We start from the raw sequence: 17,266 nt of genomic DNA on the forward strand, positions 1-17,266 counted from the left end.
AAATTAACGAGGGATGAATTTTTTAAATTAAAGTAATGCGCGTAAAGTTTTTTAATTACAATTGGTTAAGGTTTGTTTTTATGTTGGCACAACCCTTGAGTATATAACTACGTCTAAACAATACACAAACAAGGAATACCATTATGAAACATTCAATTAAAATCGCTATGGCAAGTTTATTAGTATTAGGTTCTGCGCAAGTACATGCAGTAGAAGTGGACCTAGATGTAACTGATATATTAACTCAAAGTGTAGCAAGCTATGTTAAGCAAACCACAATCGAGCTTGAAAAATCACTAAAGGAAACGCTTTATTTTGATGCTAAAACTGTTTTAGAGGGGTTATTAGATGAGCCCGTTTTAACAGATAGCACAACGCTTAAAAATACTGACGCTAGCGTTAAAAACGTAAAATAAACCACTTAAAGGATTAAAACGATGAGCAGTGAACTTGGATTATTTGCATTAATGTTAGCACCCGTAGTCAGTATGATTAGCGCTTATTACTCGGTTCAAGTGTTTAAAGCTATGGGAGGTTGGTTTAATCTTTAGCCAATTATATAGCTGGTAATTAATTCGATTCATATAAAGCTGATCGACTTAGCAAAAGCGCACGTAAATAAAGGCAGAGTGTTTGAAATAAGTAGACTTTATGAAACGTGCGATTTTTCCATTACCCATTTTTATGTTACCTGAAGGTTATACGCGATTACGCATATTTGAGCCTCGCTATTTAAATATGGTTAAAACCGCATTAAAAAATAATACAGGGTTTGTGCTTTGTACTTTTGAGCATGACACGCCTTTTAATATAAGCGCGCAAGGTTGCCTTGTTGATATTATTGATTTTGACCAAGACGATAACGATGTATTATTAATTGATGTATTTGCATCGCAAAATGTGCAAATTAATGATGTTTATCAAGACGAAGACGAATTACGTCATGGCTTGGTATCGCCTTGTAATACGCCGTATTGGTACAAAGATTCTAACAATCAAATTGGTGAACATTACCTACTACACGACGCGCTTAAAAACGTGTTTCAAGGTAATCCGGAACTTAATTTGTTGTACAAGAAAACTCATTTTGACAAGCTTCCATGGATTGCAGCACGTTGGCTTGAACTCCTACCTGTTTCTATTGAGAAAAAACAGCAACTTGCGTTTGAAACGAATTTTGATAACTTACTTAATTTCCTCCATACTGTGATTAATAACGAATTTGCCTAAATTTTATGATCCTAAATTAATTATTGCCCGTATTACTTAATACAAAAGCAATAACGGGATAAATTATTATGGTAAGTCAACAACAGTCACCACGTTGTGAACCTAATACAGGTAAGTACACTGCCATGCCAGAAACGCCGAGTAAAGAGCTCATGCAAGCGCTTATAGATGTTGCGCAATCACGCGATAAAAAAGCGTTTTCATATTTATTTGAATACTTTGCGCCAAAAATTAAACGCTTTGGAATTAAGCAGTTTGGTGTTGAAGCCCAAGCCATGGAGCTTGTGCAAGAAACATTAACGTCTGTTTGGCGTAAAGCACATTTGTATCATAGTGAAAAAGGCGCTGCTACTACGTGGGTTTATACCGTTATGCGTAACGCTTCGTTCGATATGCTTCGTAAAATGAAAAGTAATAAAGAAGAAAATATAAGCGAAGATATTTGGCCGTTACTAAACGACTCACAAGATACACATCACGAATACAGTGATCATTTAGAAGATAAGCAAATTAAGCGCTATTTAGACAAATTACCAATTGCTCAACGCGAAGTGGTAAGAGGCGTTTATTTTCAAGATATGTCGCAAGAGCAACTTGCACATCAACTTAATATTCCAGTAGGCACGGTAAAATCACGGTTACGTTTGGCCTTGCAAAAATTACGTAATGAAATGGGAGATCAGCATGATTAAACATCACCCGAGTGAAACTTTACTGACACAGTATTGCGATGCATCACTTGCTACATCACTAAGTTTAGCCGTATCTATACATGTAGACATGTGCCCTGTGTGCCAAGCTAAAGTAGCCAAAATTGAAGCAAGTAATGCGGACGCATTATTTAGTGAAGAGCCTGCCAAATTTGAGAAACCTCAAACTGAGCAATCTGAATTACTTGAAGAATTTGAATTAAACGTTCTCGATATGATCATGTCTGATGATTCTATCGATGAAGTTTACGAAGTAGAGCCTGTATCTATTAAAGTGAATGAGCATGACTACCAACTTCCACGTGCTTTAACACGTATTTCTCATAGCAAATTTACACAAGTTGGTAAACTGGCACGATCTCGCGTTTCGCTTGATGATGGAGCACTGCGTTCTAGCTTGCTACATATTGATGCGGGTGGTGAAATTCCTGAGCATACACATACCGGATTTGAAGTTACTTTACTACTAGATGGTGAGTTTAGTGATGAAGACGGTAATTACGTACCAGGCGACTTTATTTGGCAAGATGGTAGTCATCAACACACACCTTTAACGAAAGATGGATGTTTATGCTTTACAGTTGTCAGTAGTGCGCTACATTTTAATAAGGGCTTCAGCAAGTTACTAAATCCAATAGGTAATTTGATTTACTAAGAGAATATATGCATACAGATATAATAAAAATAGGTATAAGCTCCTGCTTAGCAGGCGAAAAAGTTAGATTTGACACAGGACATAAAAAGTCAAATTTTTGTATGGACGAGCTAGGTAAACACGTTGAATACACACGGTTTTGTCCTGAGGTAGCAGTAGGTTTACCAATACCTCGTCCAACTATTCGCCAAGTTAAAGTGGGCGATACTATTAAAGTATGCCGCCCAGATGGCACCGGCGAAGTAGGCCAACAACTTACTGAATATGGTAAAAAAGTTGCAACTGAACAAGCTAAAGAATTAAGCGGGTTTGTATTTTGTGCAAAAAGCCCAAGCTGCGGCATGGAGCGCATTAAAATATACAATGAAGCAGGAACAGGTAATACCTCAGAAGGCGTTGGTTTTTTTGCGGAGCAAATAATGAAGCACAATCCATTATTGCCATGTGAAGAAAACGGACGTTTAAACGACATGCATTTACGTGAAAACTTTGTAATGAGAATTTACGTATTTAAAAACTGGCAAAAATTAGTACAAGAGCCGCTTACGGTTCATAAGCTTACTCAATTTCACTCTCAGTATAAGTACTTGTTGATGGCTCATAACTATCAAGCTTATCGTGATTTGGGTAACTTGCTGGGGACTTATGTAGGTGACGATATAAATGCAGTTGCTGATGAATATATTTTAGGTTTGATGACGGGTCTTAAAAAGCCAGCTTCTCGCAGAAATAATTGCAACACGCTAATGCATTTACAAGGTTACTTTAAAACTGATTTATCGAAGGTTGAAAAACAAGAACTTCGTGATGCGATAGATGAATACCGCGAAGGTTTGGTGCCATTGTATGTACCACTTACCTTGTTAAAACATCATTTGAAGGTTCACCCGAATGAGTACCTTGAAAAACAAGTGTTTTTTAACCCTTACCCTCACGATTTAAAACTACGATTTGGTATTTAATGGATACATTATTTTGGTTTAGGCGCGATTTGCGCCTTTTTTCTAACGAAGCGTTAATTCAAGCGCTAAACAATGGCGCTAAACACGCCATTTTTTTTGTGTCTGAAAAACAGTGGCAACAGCACCAAGCTGCGCCTATTCAGATTGACTTACTCAAGCGCCGAGTTACTTATCTTCAATCTCAGCTTGCTGATTACGGCATTACTTTACATGTAATTGAAGCGCCTAGCTTTTCTGATTGTACGCGTGAGCTTATTGATTTTTGTAAATCAAACGATGTAAAACACGTAATTGCTAATACAGAATATGAGCTTAATGAAGTAAACCGCGATAAAGCAATTTTGCACGAATGCGATGAGCTTTCTATTACTTTTACTTTGTACGAAGGTGATTTAATTGCACCTGTTGGAACGGTTAAAAATCAAAGTAATGAAATGTATAAAGTGTTTACTCCATTTAAGCGAGCATGGTTAAAGCAGTATCAAGATACACACTTTAGTTTGCCTCAATGGCCTTTAACTTCTGATTCAATAAAATTTGATGAAAGCGACTTACTAAAAAGTGATGGATGCTCAGATAAGTGGCCGGTTGACGACGAAACACTTTCTACTGTGGTCGATAACTTTATATGTGACAAACTTACAAGCTACGATGATCAGCGTGATATACCCAGCGTAAAAGGCACATCAGGTTTAAGCCCGTATTTAGCACTTGGTATTGTAAGCACAAAACAGCTGCTTATTAATATTCAGCAGCGTTATCCTGATATTTTAACTACGTCAAAAAGTAAAACGTTTACGTGGATTAACGAGCTTGTTTGGCGCGAATTTTACAGGCATTTAATTGCTGAATTTCCGAAGCTTTCGCGCGGTGATAACTTTAACGAAAAGTATAACGCCGTAGTGTGGCGTAAAAGCGAAAATGAATTTACAGCATGGTGTGAAGGGCGTACAGGTTACCCGTTAGTAGATGCTGCAATGCTACAACTAAAGCAAACCGGTTGGATGCACAATCGTTTACGTATGGTTGTTGCGAGCTTTTTAACTAAGCATTTATTAATAGACTGGCGCGAAGGTGAGCGCTTTTTTATGCAGCACCTAATTGATGGCGATTTAGCCTCAAATAATGGTGGCTGGCAGTGGGCTGCAAGTACCGGGTGTGATGCTCAGCCTTACTTTAGAGTTTTTAACCCTATCAGACAAAGCGAGCGCTTTGATCCAACTGGCAAGTTTATCCGTAAGTATTTGCCAGAGCTTGAAAACGTGCCAGATAAACACATTCATTTTCCACACACTTATTTAGCCGCAATAGGTAAAGGTAAGGAATGTTACTGGCCAGCAATAGTTGATCATAAAGCGGCACGAGAACGTGCACTTGCTGCATTTAAGGTGTGATATGGATAACCAGTTACCAGTAGATAAATTTGTTGAAATATACCAACAGCTTGATAGCACTAATCTTGATTTATTGAGTGATATTTACTGTGACAACATACAGTTTATAGACCCGATGCATGAAATTAATGGCATTGTAGAATTGCGCAGGTACTTTGCTAACTTATATAGCAATGTTAAGCACTGTCAGTTTGATATTAATGATTCGTTTGATAGCGGCAACAATGCTTTTATCTATTGGACTATGCACTATGCACATCCAAAGCTTTCATCAGGTAAAACTATTTCGGTAGAAGGTCATAGCAAGCTTATTTTTGAAAATGGCAAAATTATCAAGCACAGAGACTACTTTAATGTGGGCGAGTTGCTGTACAAACATATTCCTTTACTTGGTAGTGTTATAAAGCTAATTGATAAAAGGGCAGGTTAATTATGATCACACTTATAACGGGTGCTACTTCTGGTATTGGTGAGCAGTTAGCAATTAAATATGCGCAGTTGGGAGACACTGTTATAGCTTGTGGCCGTAATAGTGAAAAGCTCGCTGAACTTGCTAAATACGACAATATTCAAGCATGTAAATTTGACGCAACTAATTTGCAAGATATTAAAGAGTCGACAGTTGGCTTTCCTCATTTTGACCGTGTTATTTTAAACGCGGGTAACTGTGAATATATAGATGACGCCCGAAATTTTGATAGTGCATTGTTTGAACGTGTAATAAACGTAAATTTACTCTCTATGGGGTATTGCCTTGAGGCGCTACTTCCTAAAATAAATTCAGGTGGTCAGCTTGTTTTGGTCAGCTCAAGTGTTACCTATCTTGCGCTACCTCGTTCAGAAGCTTATGGTGCATCAAAAGCGGGTGTAAGTTACTTAGCAAAAAGCTTAGCTGTTGATTTAGATGATGTTGATGTAACTTTAGTTCACCCTGGCTTTGTGAAAACTCCGCTTACTAATAAAAATAATTTCCCGATGCCTATGGCCGTTACCGCTGAAAAAGCCGCAGATTATATGATTAAGGGAATACATAAGCGCCGAAAAGATGTTCACTTTCCGTACCGTTTTACACTTATATTAAAAGCATTACGTATTTTACCACTCCCGATTTGGCTTAAAATCGCAAAAGGATTAGTCCGTTGAAAAAAATAGCAATAATAGGAACTGGTGTATCTGGTTTAACATGTGGGCATTTGCTTCATAAACATTACGATGTAACCGTATTTGAAAAAAATGATTATATAGGTGGTCACACTGCAACGGTTGATGTTGATGTGTGCGGCATAAAATACGCAATTGATACTGGCTTTATTGTATTTAATGACAGAACTTACCCATACTTTGAAAAGTTACTATCGCGTATTGGTGTAGATAAACAAACAACGCAGATGAGCTTTAGTGTTCATAACGAAGCCACTGGCTTTGAATACAATGGCCATACGTTTACAAGCCTGTTTGCACAGCGTCGTAATATTTTTAGACCTAAGTTTTGGCGATTATTGTACGACATTGTTAGGTTTAACAAACTGTGTAAAGCACTACATGAAAAAGATGATTACCAGTCTGATCAATCATTAGGGCAACTGCTTAGTGACAATCACTTTAATGACTTTTTTAAATACCATTATATTCTTCCGATGGGCGCGGCTATATGGTCTACCAGTATTAAAGAAATGGAAAATGTAGGCGTTGAATTTTTTGTTAAGTTCTTCTTTAATCATGGCCTTTTAGATGTAACAAACAGACCACAGTGGTATGTAGTACAAGGTGGCTCTCGTCAGTATATTAAGCCACTGATCAGAGGCTTTGCTGATAAAATTAAACTTAATACAGATATTAAATCTGTTACGCGTCAAAATGATGAGGTAACAATAGAGTTTGCCAATGGTGAATTAAGTAAGTTTGATAAAGTAATATTTGCTTGTCATTCAGATCAGGCGCTTGCACTACTTGGTGATGCGACTGAGCAAGAAAAGTCAGTATTGGGTGCAATAGCTTACACTGAGAACTCAGTTGTGCTGCACACCGATACAAACCTTTTACCTGATAGAAAAGCGGCATGGGCAAGTTGGAACTACCTACTTAATAACAACACTGATAAAGCAGCTGTTGTTACTTACCAAATGAATATTTTGCAAGGTATACAATCGGATACACAGTTTTGTGTAACGCTTAATCATCTTGAAGGAATAAACCAGAGTAAAATTTTGCGCGAGTTTACTTATCATCACCCTGTATTTAACCAAGAGTCAATTGCTGCTCAAAAGCTTAAACACAGTATTGATGGACAAAACAATAGTTATTTTTGTGGTGCTTATTGGTACAATGGTTTTCATGAAGATGGCGTACACAGTGGTGTAGATGTAGCCAAGCAACTTGGGGTCGAATTTGACTAGTGCAGTGTATTTAGGCGATGTAAAACATCGCCGTTTTGCTGTTAAAGAACATCGTTTTAGTTACCCTTTGTATATGATGTGGGTAGATTTAAATAATCCTCAACAACTAAATGGTGTGCATAAGCACATAGGTACATCAGGCTTAAAAGCGTTAAAATTTAATGAAGCTGATTATCTTAAAGACACTTCACAACTTGCTAAACGACCTCTTATTGAGCGTGCGCATGATCAACTTGCCAATTTAGGTATTACTGAAATCTTTTCTCATATTTACATGTTAGGGCAGTTTCGTTGTTTTGGTGTGTATTTTAGCCCTGTTAATTTTTACTTTTTTGGCCACAACGACACCCGTTTTAAGTACATGATAGCTGAAGTGAGTAATACACCATGGAACGAACGTCATTATTATTTAGTCCCTTTAGAAAAAAAAGTGAACTTTAAGAAGGTTTTTTCCGTATCACCTTTTATGAATCTGGATATGAACTATCATTGGCATGTTAAACAATCGCCTGATAAAACATTGATACACATTGAAAATAAGCGAAATGAAGAGTTATTATTTGATGCAACACTTCGCTTGAAACGTAAAGAACTCACTAACGAAGAGATTAATAAGTTGTTTAAACGTTTTCCGGCCATGACATGGTCTATTTTCAAAGGTATTTATTATCAAGCATTAAAGTTGTTTATAAAGCGAGTGCCTTTTTTAGGTCACTCAGGTAAGCCATAAAGCACATAGGTAGTCAGGACAATTAATAGGTATTTTAATGGATAAAGTGTCGAGCTTAAATTGCGAACAAAGCACTAGTTGGTTAACTAATATATATAAAAAATTAGTGACTAAAGCCTTTTCGTCAATTGAAACAGGTCAAGTTGTTTTAATTGAAGGAAATGAGCGTACAGTTTTTGGTGATGTATCGTCTGCGTTAAAAGCAACAGTAACAGTTAATGATAAAGCTATGTATAAAGCGTTTGCGTTATCTGGAAGCGTTGGCGCTGGCGAAGCGTATATTTTGGGACATTGGTCTTGTGACAACTTAACTTCATTCATTGAGATATTTGCTATAAATGAAAAGCAACTTGATGAGTTTGAAAAAAAATTCGCATTTTTTAGTAATATCGCACACCGGTTTAATCACATAAAAAACAAAAATTCAGAATCGGGTTCTAAGAAAAATATTGTTGCTCATTACGACTTAGGTAATGATTTGTACGAATCATTTTTAAGTAAAGAAATGCTCTATTCAAGTGCTGTATATCCTACAAAAGAAGCCACACTTGAAGAGGCTCAGCAATACAAGCTTAAACGCATTTGTGAGCAAGTTGAGCTTCAAAAAAATGATTCAGTAATTGAAATTGGTACAGGGTGGGGGGCATTTGCTATATATGCTGCCACACATTACGATTGCCATGTAACAACAACAACCATATCTGATGAGCAACATGATTATGTAGCTAACAAGATAGTTGAACTTGGTCTTGAAAGTAAAATAACATTACTTAAGCTCGATTACAGACTACTAAAAGGTAAATACGACAAGCTTGTTTCTATTGAAATGATAGAAGCGGTTGGTCATGATTATTTGCCGAGCTTTTTCACTCAGTGTGGTGAGCTCCTAAAAGACGATGGCGCCATGCTTATTCAAGCAATTACTATTGGCGATCAGCGTTATAAGCACTACTTAAAAAACTCTGACTTTATTCAGCAGTATATTTTTCCGGGCGGATGTTTGCCATCGCTTAACGAAATGAGTGAGCAGATTAAAAATAATACCGATATGGTTATCCATACTGTTAATGATATTGGCGCTCACTACGCAAGAACATTAGCAGATTGGCGAACTCGTTTTATAAAAAGCTGGCCTGATTTAGACCGCTCTAAATTTGATGAACGCTTTTATCGTTTATGGTTATTTTATTTTGCTTATTGTGAAGGTGCGTTTAGAGCCAGAGCAACAAGTACAGTACATTTAATGGCGCGTAAACCTCGTTTTACTAGTGATAACGATGATATTGCGCTCGGTTACTAATTTTGTTTTATTTCAAGCAGTGTGGTTTTTATCACTGCTGCTTGAAGCCAATTCGCTACTTTTTAGTGGCTTGATTATTGTTTTAATGTTTTGTTTGTCAAAGCAGAAAAAACAAGACTCCTTACTATTAATTAAAGCCCTACCTTTAGCACTATTGTTAGAATTTATAGCGGTAAAGTTAGGCTTGTTAGAATTTAAAGTTTATCCCTTCCCTCTATGGCTCGTGTTTTTATGGGCTGCATTATTACTTTCTTTAAATACCTCAATGGTTTTTTTGAGTAAATTAAAGCTTTGGCAGGCTCTTTTGGTATGTATGGCATTTGCACCAGCAAGTTATTGGGCTGGAGCGCGCTTTGAAGTAATAAGTTTAGGTTTACCTTTATGGCAATTCTGGCTCGTTTACGGGGCGCTTTGGTCTACAGTGTTTACTGTTATTCTTTTTATAAACCAAAAAATCAAGTTATTCATCAATCGCTGATCTTCCACAATTTCTATTTCGTAACATTACCCATTGACTCAAAGGGAGCTTATTTTGAAATTTTTACTAAAGGCAGTTACTTTTTATTTGCTTACCACTTCAATTGTTTTAGCTAACACACAATTTAATAAAGTAGGCGAAGCACGAATGGAGTATTTATTTTGGGATGTATATGACGCTGTGCTATTTACCCCTTCAGGTAATTACAGCGCAGGAACACATCCTGTTAAGTTTAAGCTTACCTATTTACGTGACTTTGACGCTAAAGAAATAGTAAAAGCAACAAATGAGCAGTGGCAACATCTTGGAAAAGCAGGGCTGGCAGATAAATACGACCGTAAATTGTTGTCTATTTGGCCTGATATAAAAAAGGGTGACTCACTAACATTGGTGACAAATGAGCAAGGTATGAGCACTTTTTATCATAATGATGAAAAAATGGGTGAAATTGATGAACCTCAATTTTCGAGTGACTTTTTAGCTATTTGGCTTGATGAAAAAACCTCTGAGCCAAAACTACGAAAGCAATTATTAGGGAATTAATATGAACATATTAAACACGTTAAAAGCAGCTGTTATGAGCCTCTCGGCTCTACTTTTAATTAGCTGTTCGGCACCAAATGTTGAACATTATAAAAATACATCGCCAAATTTCGACTTTAAAACGTTTTTTAGCGGAAATTTGAAAGCCTATGGTGTTGTACAAGACTTTAAAGGCGAATTGACCCGAAAGCTTGTCGTAGATATGAATGCGACTTGGGACGGTAACCAGGGCGTTATTGAAGAAGACTTTATTTATGATGATGGCGAAACCCAAAAGCGAATCTGGAAAATAACGTTAAATGAAGACAATAGTTTAACGGGGACAGCAGCTGATGTTATAGGTACAGCAAAAGGCAAAAGTGACGGCAGCGTATTTCATTGGAATTATGATGTAGAGCTTCCATACGATGGCAGTACTTTAGAAGTGAATTTTGACGATTGGATGTACCTGGTTACACAATCGCGCTTGATAAACCGCACATCTATTGTTAAGTTTGGAGTCGAGGTCGGGGAAGTGACCTTAGTTATCGAAAAAATATAGCTTATTTACCCAGTTGCTTAACTTGCGCCAAAATTGTACTCAAATTAAGTCTTTGTTAACCCAACACGCTGTATTCTACCGAGAATTATTTAAATTTTACTCATTTTTTAAGAATTTAAGCAAAAAATGCAATTTGCTGTTGCTAACTCTTTAAAAATGCATAAAGATAGGTTTTGCGAAGGCAAAATAATAACGAATAGGAATCTAACAATGAATAAAGCTCAATTAGTTGAAAAAATTGCTACTGATGCAGAAATCTCTAAAGCCGCTGCTACTCGTGCTCTTGACGCGTTTACAGGTGCTGTAACTTCTTCTTTAAAAGAAGGTGATTCAGTAGCATTAGTTGGTTTTGGTACTTTCTCAGTAAAAGAACGTGCAGCTCGCACTGGCCGTAACCCACAAACGGGTGCTGAGATCCAAATCGCAGCGGCAACTATCCCAAGCTTTAAAGCAGGTAAAGGTCTTAAAGACCAAGTAAACCCTTAATAGGTTTAACGAATTAAAATAAAAAAAGAGCTATTTAGCTCTTTTTTTTTATGTTTAATAAAGACATCAATTGATGCCTTTATATTATAAATTTATGCTTTTAAGGCTTTATCGCCTCGGCCAATGCCAACAGCACCAGAACGTACAACTTCAATAATATCGGTTTCATGGCGAAGTGTGTCTAAAAACGATTCTATTTTGTCTGTACTGCTCACTAGTTGCAGGCTATAGCTTTGCCGGCCCATATCTAAAATAACACCCTGGAACACATCAACTACGCGGGTAACCGCTGCACGAGTCGTCTCGTCTTGAGCAAATACCTTAACAAGCAATAACTCTCGCTCAATGTGACTCATTTCTGTTAAATCGATAATTTTAAGCACGTCGACTAATTTGTTAACTTGCTTTGTGATCTGCTCAACCACTCTGTCATCACCCATGGTGGTAATGGTAATACGTGATAACGACTGATCATCAGTTGTGCCAACAGTTAGGCTGTCAATGTTGTATGCACGTTGTGAAAAAAGCCCAACAATACGCGACAGTGCACCTGGTTCGTTTTCCAATAGAATAGATAAAATACGACGCATTATGCTTTTACTCCTTTACTTAACCACATCTCATCAATGCCACCTAACTTGATTTGCATTGGGTATACATGTTCTTTCTCGTCTACAAGAATATCTAAAAAGACTAAACGATCGTTTATGCTCATAGCTTTATCGATAGCAGGTTGTAACTCATCAAGTGTGTTTACTTGTATGCCTACATGCCCGTAGCTTTCAACTAACTTAACAAAATCAGGCAGTGAGTCCATGTAAGATGATGAATGACGACCGCCGTAAACCATATCTTGCCATTGGCGTACCATACCTAAAGAGCGGTTATTGAGTGATACAACTTTTACAGCTAGGTTGTACTGCAAGCAGGTAGATAGCTCTTGAATATTCATTTGAATAGAGCCATCACCCGTAATACATACAGATTCTTTATCAGGAAAGGCTAATTTTACGCCCATAGCAGCAGGTAAGCCAAAGCCCATAGTGCCTAGGCCGCCTGAATTTATCCACTGACGAGGATGCTTAAATGGGTAATATTGCGCTGCAAACATTTGGTGCTGACCAACGTCAGAACTTACGTAAGCATCGCCATTAGTGGCTTTATAAACAGCTTCAATTACGGCTTGTGGCTTAATTTTGTCGCCATCTGTGTTGTAGCTTAAACATTTTTGTTCACGCCAGCTGATAATTTGGCGCCACCAATCTTCTTGCGCGCTTCGATCTATTTTAATTGGGCTTTTATCAATACCCGTTTGTAGTTGTTCTAGTACTGTTGCTAAGCAACCTACAACCGGTATGTGCGCTTTGATTGTTTTTGAAATTGAAGTTGGATCTACATCTACATGTACAATTGTGGCATTTGGACAAAACTTTTTAACGTTATTAGTTACTCGATCATCAAAACGAGCACCAAGCGCTAAAATCACATCGGCGTTTGCCATTGCTTTGTTAGCCTCAAGCGTACCGTGCATGCCTAGCATACCTACAAAGTTTGGATGTACACCTGATATGCCGCCAAGCCCCATTAGTGTATTGGTAATGGGCGCATTTAACGACTCAACTAAATGCGTTAATTGCTCTGACGTATTTGAAATAACAATACCACCGCCAGAGTAGATAACCAGTTTTTTGGCTTCTAAAATAGTTGTTACCGCTTTACGAATTTGTTTTGAATGCCCTTTAGTATTAGGGCTGTATGTTCTTAGCTCTGTTGTTTTAGGAAATTCGTATTCAAACTTAATAGCAGGGTTAAGCATATCTTTAGGAAGCTCAACTACAACAGGTCCAGGACGACCTGTACTGGCTATATAAAAGGCTTTAGCTAAGATTGTTGGGATTTCTTTAGCACTTCTACAGTTAAAGCTGTGTTTAACTATAGGGCGAGAACAGCCAACAATATCAGTTTCTTGGAATGCATCGTCACCAATTAAACTTGTAGGCACTTGGCCTGACAATACAACCATAGGAATTGAATCCATGTAGGCCGTTGCAATACCCGTTATACAGTTTGTAGCGCCAGGGCCTGAGGTTGCAAGTACAACACCAACGTCTCCAGTAGCACGAGCATAACCATCAGCCATATGTGTGGCAGCTTGTTCATGACGTACTAATATATGCTCAATATCATCTTGCTGAAAAAGTGCATCATATAAGTCTAAAACCGAACCACCGGGGTAGCCAAATATGTATTTTACCTTTAACTCTTTTAATGCCTGAACTACTAGTTCAGAGCCATTATATTCTTGTTTGCTCATCCTCATTCCTCTGTGCGCTTTTTTATGCATAAAAAAACCCCCGCGTAGTGCGAGGGTTTTTAAAAAGCAGTATCACCTTTTAATACATCCCCGCTGGGCTTATAACTAAGACCAGTACGAGTACGACTAAAAGGTTAATTTGTGTGTTCATAGTTTTTACTCTACTTAGCAAAACACTGCTTTTAAATTAAAAATTCTGTATAGGTTTATTTTTAAGGGTTTTGAACCCTTATGTCAACCTTGAAAGTGGTTTTTTGCATTTTAAATTCGTTTTGTAGCTTTTTTTAATTTAAATCTGCAGAAATACTGTATTTAACTGAGTTAACTAGCAGAAATTATGCGTTTTAGGTTGTGTGTTTGATTTTAGTTATAAAAGAGTGTGAAAGACCATTAACTTTTATTGCACATGTTAACTATATGTTTTTATCGCATGTTTAAATTTCTATTATTAGGTATGATTACTACATAATTATGTTTGAGGAAAACACAGTGAAAAAAGTGACGTTAATTGCGCTTTTAACTACGCTATTAAGCCCTATAGTAGCGGCTAATAATTTAAGCCCGCATGATGTTGGTATAACTAACGAAGAACGTATTTTATATTGGCTTAAAAAAAGAGACCAAATATCCTCTAGTGAGTTAGATAGTTCATTTAAGTCATATATGAGTAACAAAGAAGTTGCCAATCACTCAATTAAAAATGGCTTTAGGCGATTTAAATCTTCCTCTACGGATTTTTCAAACACAAATAAAAAACAAGCCGCTTTTTCAACGTCGCTAGTGCCTGATCAAAGCGTTAATGATGTAAAAGTGTTAGCTATCTTAATTGATTTTCCTGACCTCAAACATGACGATGATCGACTTGTACAGCAAGACACCGACATGTTTTACGCTGATTATTCAACTGAACACTATCAGCAAATGCTTTTTAATACTCAAGGTTATGCGGGCCCTGATGGACAAAGCTTATCAACGGCTGCAGATTATTATAAAGCAGCGTCTGGTAATAGCTTAAACTTTAACGGGCAAGTATATGGCTGGGTAACCGCTGATAGTAATGCAAAAACATATGGTGAACGCCAAGGCAGTACGCGTGATAAAAATGCGCCCGCTTTAGTCAAAGAAGCGGTAGAAAAAGCCGTTGCACAATTTAATATTAATTTAGCCGATTATGATTTAACCGATTTAGATGATATTGATGGCGATGGAATTATTAACGAACCCAATGGCATTATTGACCATGTAATGATTTTTCATTCAAGTATTGGCGAGGAAGCGGGTGGTGGCTACCTAAGCACCGACGCTATTTGGTCGCACCGCTACTATGTATTTGATGAAAGTAGCGGGCCGAGCGAGATTGCAGGCAGCAATATAAAGCTCTTTGGTTATACAATTAATCCAATTGATGCTGGGATTGGCGTGGTGGTACATGAGTTTGGGCATGACTTGGGATTATTAGATGAATACGACTTACAATCTAACACGGTAGGTGAGCCTGTCGCGTCTTGGTCAGTTATGTCGACAGGAAGTTGGGCAGGTTCTCCACGAGGCTCAGAGCCTGTTATGTTTAGCCCTTATGCGCTTGAATATTTACAAAATCGATACCAGGGTAATTGGGTTAATCAGCTCACGCTTGATATGGATGAGATAGATGCTAACGCACAGCAAACATTAATTAATACTGCGAGTACTTCACAACTACAAAGCCAAATAAAAATAACACTGCCATCTCGACTCGAAAAATTTAAAACGCCAGTAGAAGGCGATTTTCAATACTATTCAAATACGGGCGACAATGTTAGTAACAGCTTAGTTAATACAGTAACGCTACCAAACACAACTGAGGCACTTACTTTAAGCTTTATTGCTTATTACAGTATTGAGCGCGACTATGATTTAGTACAGGTAAAAGTAAATGGGGAGCCTATTGCTAGTAATTATACGCAAGCAATTAACCCATACTATGGTGACATTGGTCCGTATATATCAGGTGATTCATTTTTTAATAGTGATGCTAAGCAACCTAACGGCTATTTAACTCATAAGTTTGATTTATCTGCCTATGCTGGGCAAATCATTGATCTAAAAATTGAATACATAACAGATGCGAACACACATTATTATGGTTTTGTTGTGGATGATATGCGTATTGTGCAAAGTGATACTTTAATTTGGCAAAATAATGCACAAGATCAAATTAACACCGAGTTTAATGGCTTTGAAAAAATAGGTAGTTACACATATGCATCGCCATCACATTACTATTTACAATTGCGTTCATACACAGGCGTTGATAGTAGTTTGCAAGCAGAGCAGTACTCACCGGGATTATTATTGTGGTATAGCAATGAATCTCAAGCAGATAACAACACGACAGAGCATCCAGGTAGTGGTTTTGCATTAGTGGTAGATGCTGATCAGCGCTCGATAAATAAAGGCAGTACGCAAACTCCGGCTGCTTCAGCAATTCAAATTCGTGATGCTGCTTTTAGTTTATATCCACAGCGAGCTGGATTAGGTGATGATGATTTATCTGCTATTACAGAGTTTACTGATAAAACCGACTATAGCTTTTCAGCGCAACAGTCATCGGGCGTTGCCCTCCCACAGGTTGGCTTTGGGTTTAATATTATAAGCCAGTCAGCTGATAGTGAAGATATAGAAGTAGAGCTTAATTACGATGTTACTAAAGGTATTAATTTTACCAAAACAGGTTTAATCGTTAATTTTAATATAGAAGGTTTTGCACTCACGCCTGCGGATAAATTCACGTGGAGTTTTGACGATGGTAGCTCAAGCACAGAGTTAACGCCTACTCATGAATATCAAGACTATGGCACCTATAGCGTTGAGTTTATGGCAAGTAATGATACTTCACAGCAAGTAGCTATAGCTCAAGTTACATTAGTTGAGCCATTATCTGTAAATGAAATTGAATATGAAATAAACCAAGAAATATTAACAGCTCAAGCTTCGTTTACAGGTGGAGTCGCACCGTATACTTATAATTGGCAGCTAGGGGATGGAAGTACTTTAACGACGCAATCGCTCACTTATAATTATTTATACTCTGGTGATTACCAAGTAACGCTTACAGTGACAGATAACGAAGGCACGGAGCAAACTAAAGCGGTTGATGTAACTGCAACTGTTCCGCTTAGCATAGACGCAAACGTTACAGTAAATGATTTAAGCGCTCAATTTAATGCGCAAGTAACCGGCGGCTTTAATAGTTATACTTACAGTTGGGATTTTGGTGATGGCAGTGCAGTATCAAACTTACAAAACCCAAGGCATACTTATCAAACTGACGGGGCATTTAGTGTAACGTTGAATGTTACTGATACTCAAACAAATGATACTTTTGCTAAAGAGTTATCTCTTACAGTACAAAAGCAACAAAGTAGTTCGGGTTCAAGTGGCGGATCATTGGCAGGTTTATTAGTGTTATTACTTTTATGCTTACCTAGGATAAAGCGCAGCTAGCAAATAAAAAAAAGCCCGCTAAATTAGCGGGCTATTTAAAT

The 17,266-nt window shown here is 37.5% G+C and carries 18 protein-coding genes; 16 read left to right on the plus strand and 2 right to left on the minus strand.

Annotation, left to right across the window (positions count from 1 at the left end):
- The first annotated feature begins 143 nt into the window (after positions 1–143).
- The 15 genes from GQR46_RS04900 to GQR46_RS04970 all read left to right on the plus strand — a co-directional run bounded on the left by GQR46_RS04900 (position 144) and on the right by GQR46_RS04970 (position 11,425).
- Entirely contained in the window at positions 144–416 is a 273-nt protein-coding gene (locus tag GQR46_RS04900; protein WP_165740201.1) for a hypothetical protein, read from the plus strand.
- A gap of 235 nt (positions 417–651) precedes the next feature.
- Entirely contained in the window at positions 652–1,230 is a 579-nt protein-coding gene (locus tag GQR46_RS04905) for an LON peptidase substrate-binding domain-containing protein (RefSeq protein ID WP_024591092.1), read from the plus strand.
- 68 nt (positions 1,231–1,298) lie between these two features.
- Entirely contained in the window at positions 1,299–1,922 is a 624-nt protein-coding gene (locus tag GQR46_RS04910) for a sigma-70 family RNA polymerase sigma factor (protein WP_010552978.1), read from the plus strand.
- Entirely contained in the window at positions 1,915–2,595 is a 681-nt protein-coding gene (locus GQR46_RS04915; RefSeq protein WP_165740203.1) for a ChrR family anti-sigma-E factor, read from the plus strand. The genes GQR46_RS04910 and GQR46_RS04915 overlap by 8 nt, the downstream gene beginning before the upstream one ends.
- Positions 2,596–2,603: 8 nt before the next feature.
- Positions 2,604–3,557 carry a DUF523 and DUF1722 domain-containing protein gene (locus GQR46_RS04920; RefSeq protein WP_165740205.1) on the plus strand — a complete coding sequence of 318 codons (954 nt, stop codon included), beginning with the start codon at positions 2,604–2,606 and terminating at the stop codon, positions 3,555–3,557.
- The gene (gene phrB, locus GQR46_RS04925; protein ID WP_165740207.1) at positions 3,557–4,951 is read left to right on the plus strand and encodes a deoxyribodipyrimidine photo-lyase; all 1,395 of its coding nucleotides are present in this window, start codon (positions 3,557–3,559) and stop codon (positions 4,949–4,951) included. The genes GQR46_RS04920 and phrB overlap by 1 nt, the downstream gene beginning before the upstream one ends.
- A gap of 1 nt (position 4,952) precedes the next feature.
- Positions 4,953–5,381, plus strand: coding sequence for a nuclear transport factor 2 family protein (locus GQR46_RS04930; protein WP_024592207.1), 429 nt, complete (start codon positions 4,953–4,955; stop codon positions 5,379–5,381).
- A 2-nt stretch (positions 5,382–5,383) separates the two neighbouring features.
- Positions 5,384–6,094: an SDR family NAD(P)-dependent oxidoreductase gene (locus GQR46_RS04935; RefSeq protein WP_165740209.1), complete on the plus strand. Its 711-nt coding sequence runs from the start codon at positions 5,384–5,386 to the stop codon at positions 6,092–6,094.
- A complete protein-coding gene (locus GQR46_RS04940; RefSeq protein WP_165740211.1) occupies positions 6,091–7,347 on the plus strand; it encodes an FAD-dependent oxidoreductase in 1,257 nt (418 codons plus the stop codon). The genes GQR46_RS04935 and GQR46_RS04940 overlap by 4 nt, the downstream gene beginning before the upstream one ends.
- Positions 7,340–8,077, plus strand: coding sequence for a DUF1365 domain-containing protein (locus GQR46_RS04945; protein WP_165740213.1), 738 nt, complete (start codon positions 7,340–7,342; stop codon positions 8,075–8,077). The genes GQR46_RS04940 and GQR46_RS04945 overlap by 8 nt, the downstream gene beginning before the upstream one ends.
- Positions 8,078–8,114: 37 nt before the next feature.
- Entirely contained in the window at positions 8,115–9,377 is a 1,263-nt protein-coding gene (locus GQR46_RS04950) for a cyclopropane-fatty-acyl-phospholipid synthase family protein (RefSeq protein ID WP_165735776.1), read from the plus strand.
- Positions 9,355–9,855, plus strand: coding sequence for a DUF2878 domain-containing protein (locus GQR46_RS04955; RefSeq protein WP_165740215.1), 501 nt, complete (start codon positions 9,355–9,357; stop codon positions 9,853–9,855). The genes GQR46_RS04950 and GQR46_RS04955 overlap by 23 nt, the downstream gene beginning before the upstream one ends.
- 54 nt (positions 9,856–9,909) lie before the next feature.
- Positions 9,910–10,398: a chalcone isomerase family protein gene (locus tag GQR46_RS04960; protein ID WP_165725497.1), complete on the plus strand. Its 489-nt coding sequence runs from the start codon at positions 9,910–9,912 to the stop codon at positions 10,396–10,398.
- A 1-nt stretch (position 10,399) separates the two neighbouring features.
- Positions 10,400–10,939, plus strand: a complete 540-nt coding sequence (locus tag GQR46_RS04965; RefSeq protein WP_024592211.1) for a DUF3833 domain-containing protein — start codon at positions 10,400–10,402, stop codon at positions 10,937–10,939.
- A gap of 210 nt (positions 10,940–11,149) precedes the next feature.
- Entirely contained in the window at positions 11,150–11,425 is a 276-nt protein-coding gene (locus GQR46_RS04970) for an HU family DNA-binding protein (RefSeq protein WP_002962474.1), read from the plus strand.
- A gap of 92 nt (positions 11,426–11,517) precedes the next feature.
- On the opposite strand, the gene ilvN is transcribed toward GQR46_RS04970, so the two are convergent.
- Positions 11,518–12,015: an acetolactate synthase small subunit gene (ilvN, locus tag GQR46_RS04975; protein WP_007580691.1), complete on the minus strand. Its 498-nt coding sequence runs from the start codon at positions 12,013–12,015 to the stop codon at positions 11,518–11,520.
- The gene (locus GQR46_RS04980) at positions 12,015–13,739 is read right to left on the minus strand and encodes an acetolactate synthase 3 large subunit (protein ID WP_165740217.1); all 1,725 of its coding nucleotides are present in this window, start codon (positions 13,737–13,739) and stop codon (positions 12,015–12,017) included. Before GQR46_RS04980 ends, ilvN begins: the two co-directional genes overlap by 1 nt.
- A gap of 489 nt (positions 13,740–14,228) precedes the next feature.
- Here GQR46_RS04980 and GQR46_RS04985 point away from each other — a divergent pair, with 489 nt between their 5' ends.
- On the plus strand, positions 14,229–17,225 hold the full coding sequence (locus tag GQR46_RS04985) for an immune inhibitor A domain-containing protein (RefSeq protein WP_165740219.1): 2,997 nt from the start codon (positions 14,229–14,231) through the stop codon (positions 17,223–17,225).
- Positions 17,226–17,266: the final 41 nt, after the last annotated feature.

The sequence above is a fragment of the Pseudoalteromonas sp. Z1A6 genome (genome assembly GCF_011378745.1).
Taxonomy (GTDB): domain Bacteria; phylum Pseudomonadota; class Gammaproteobacteria; order Enterobacterales; family Alteromonadaceae; genus Pseudoalteromonas; species Pseudoalteromonas arctica.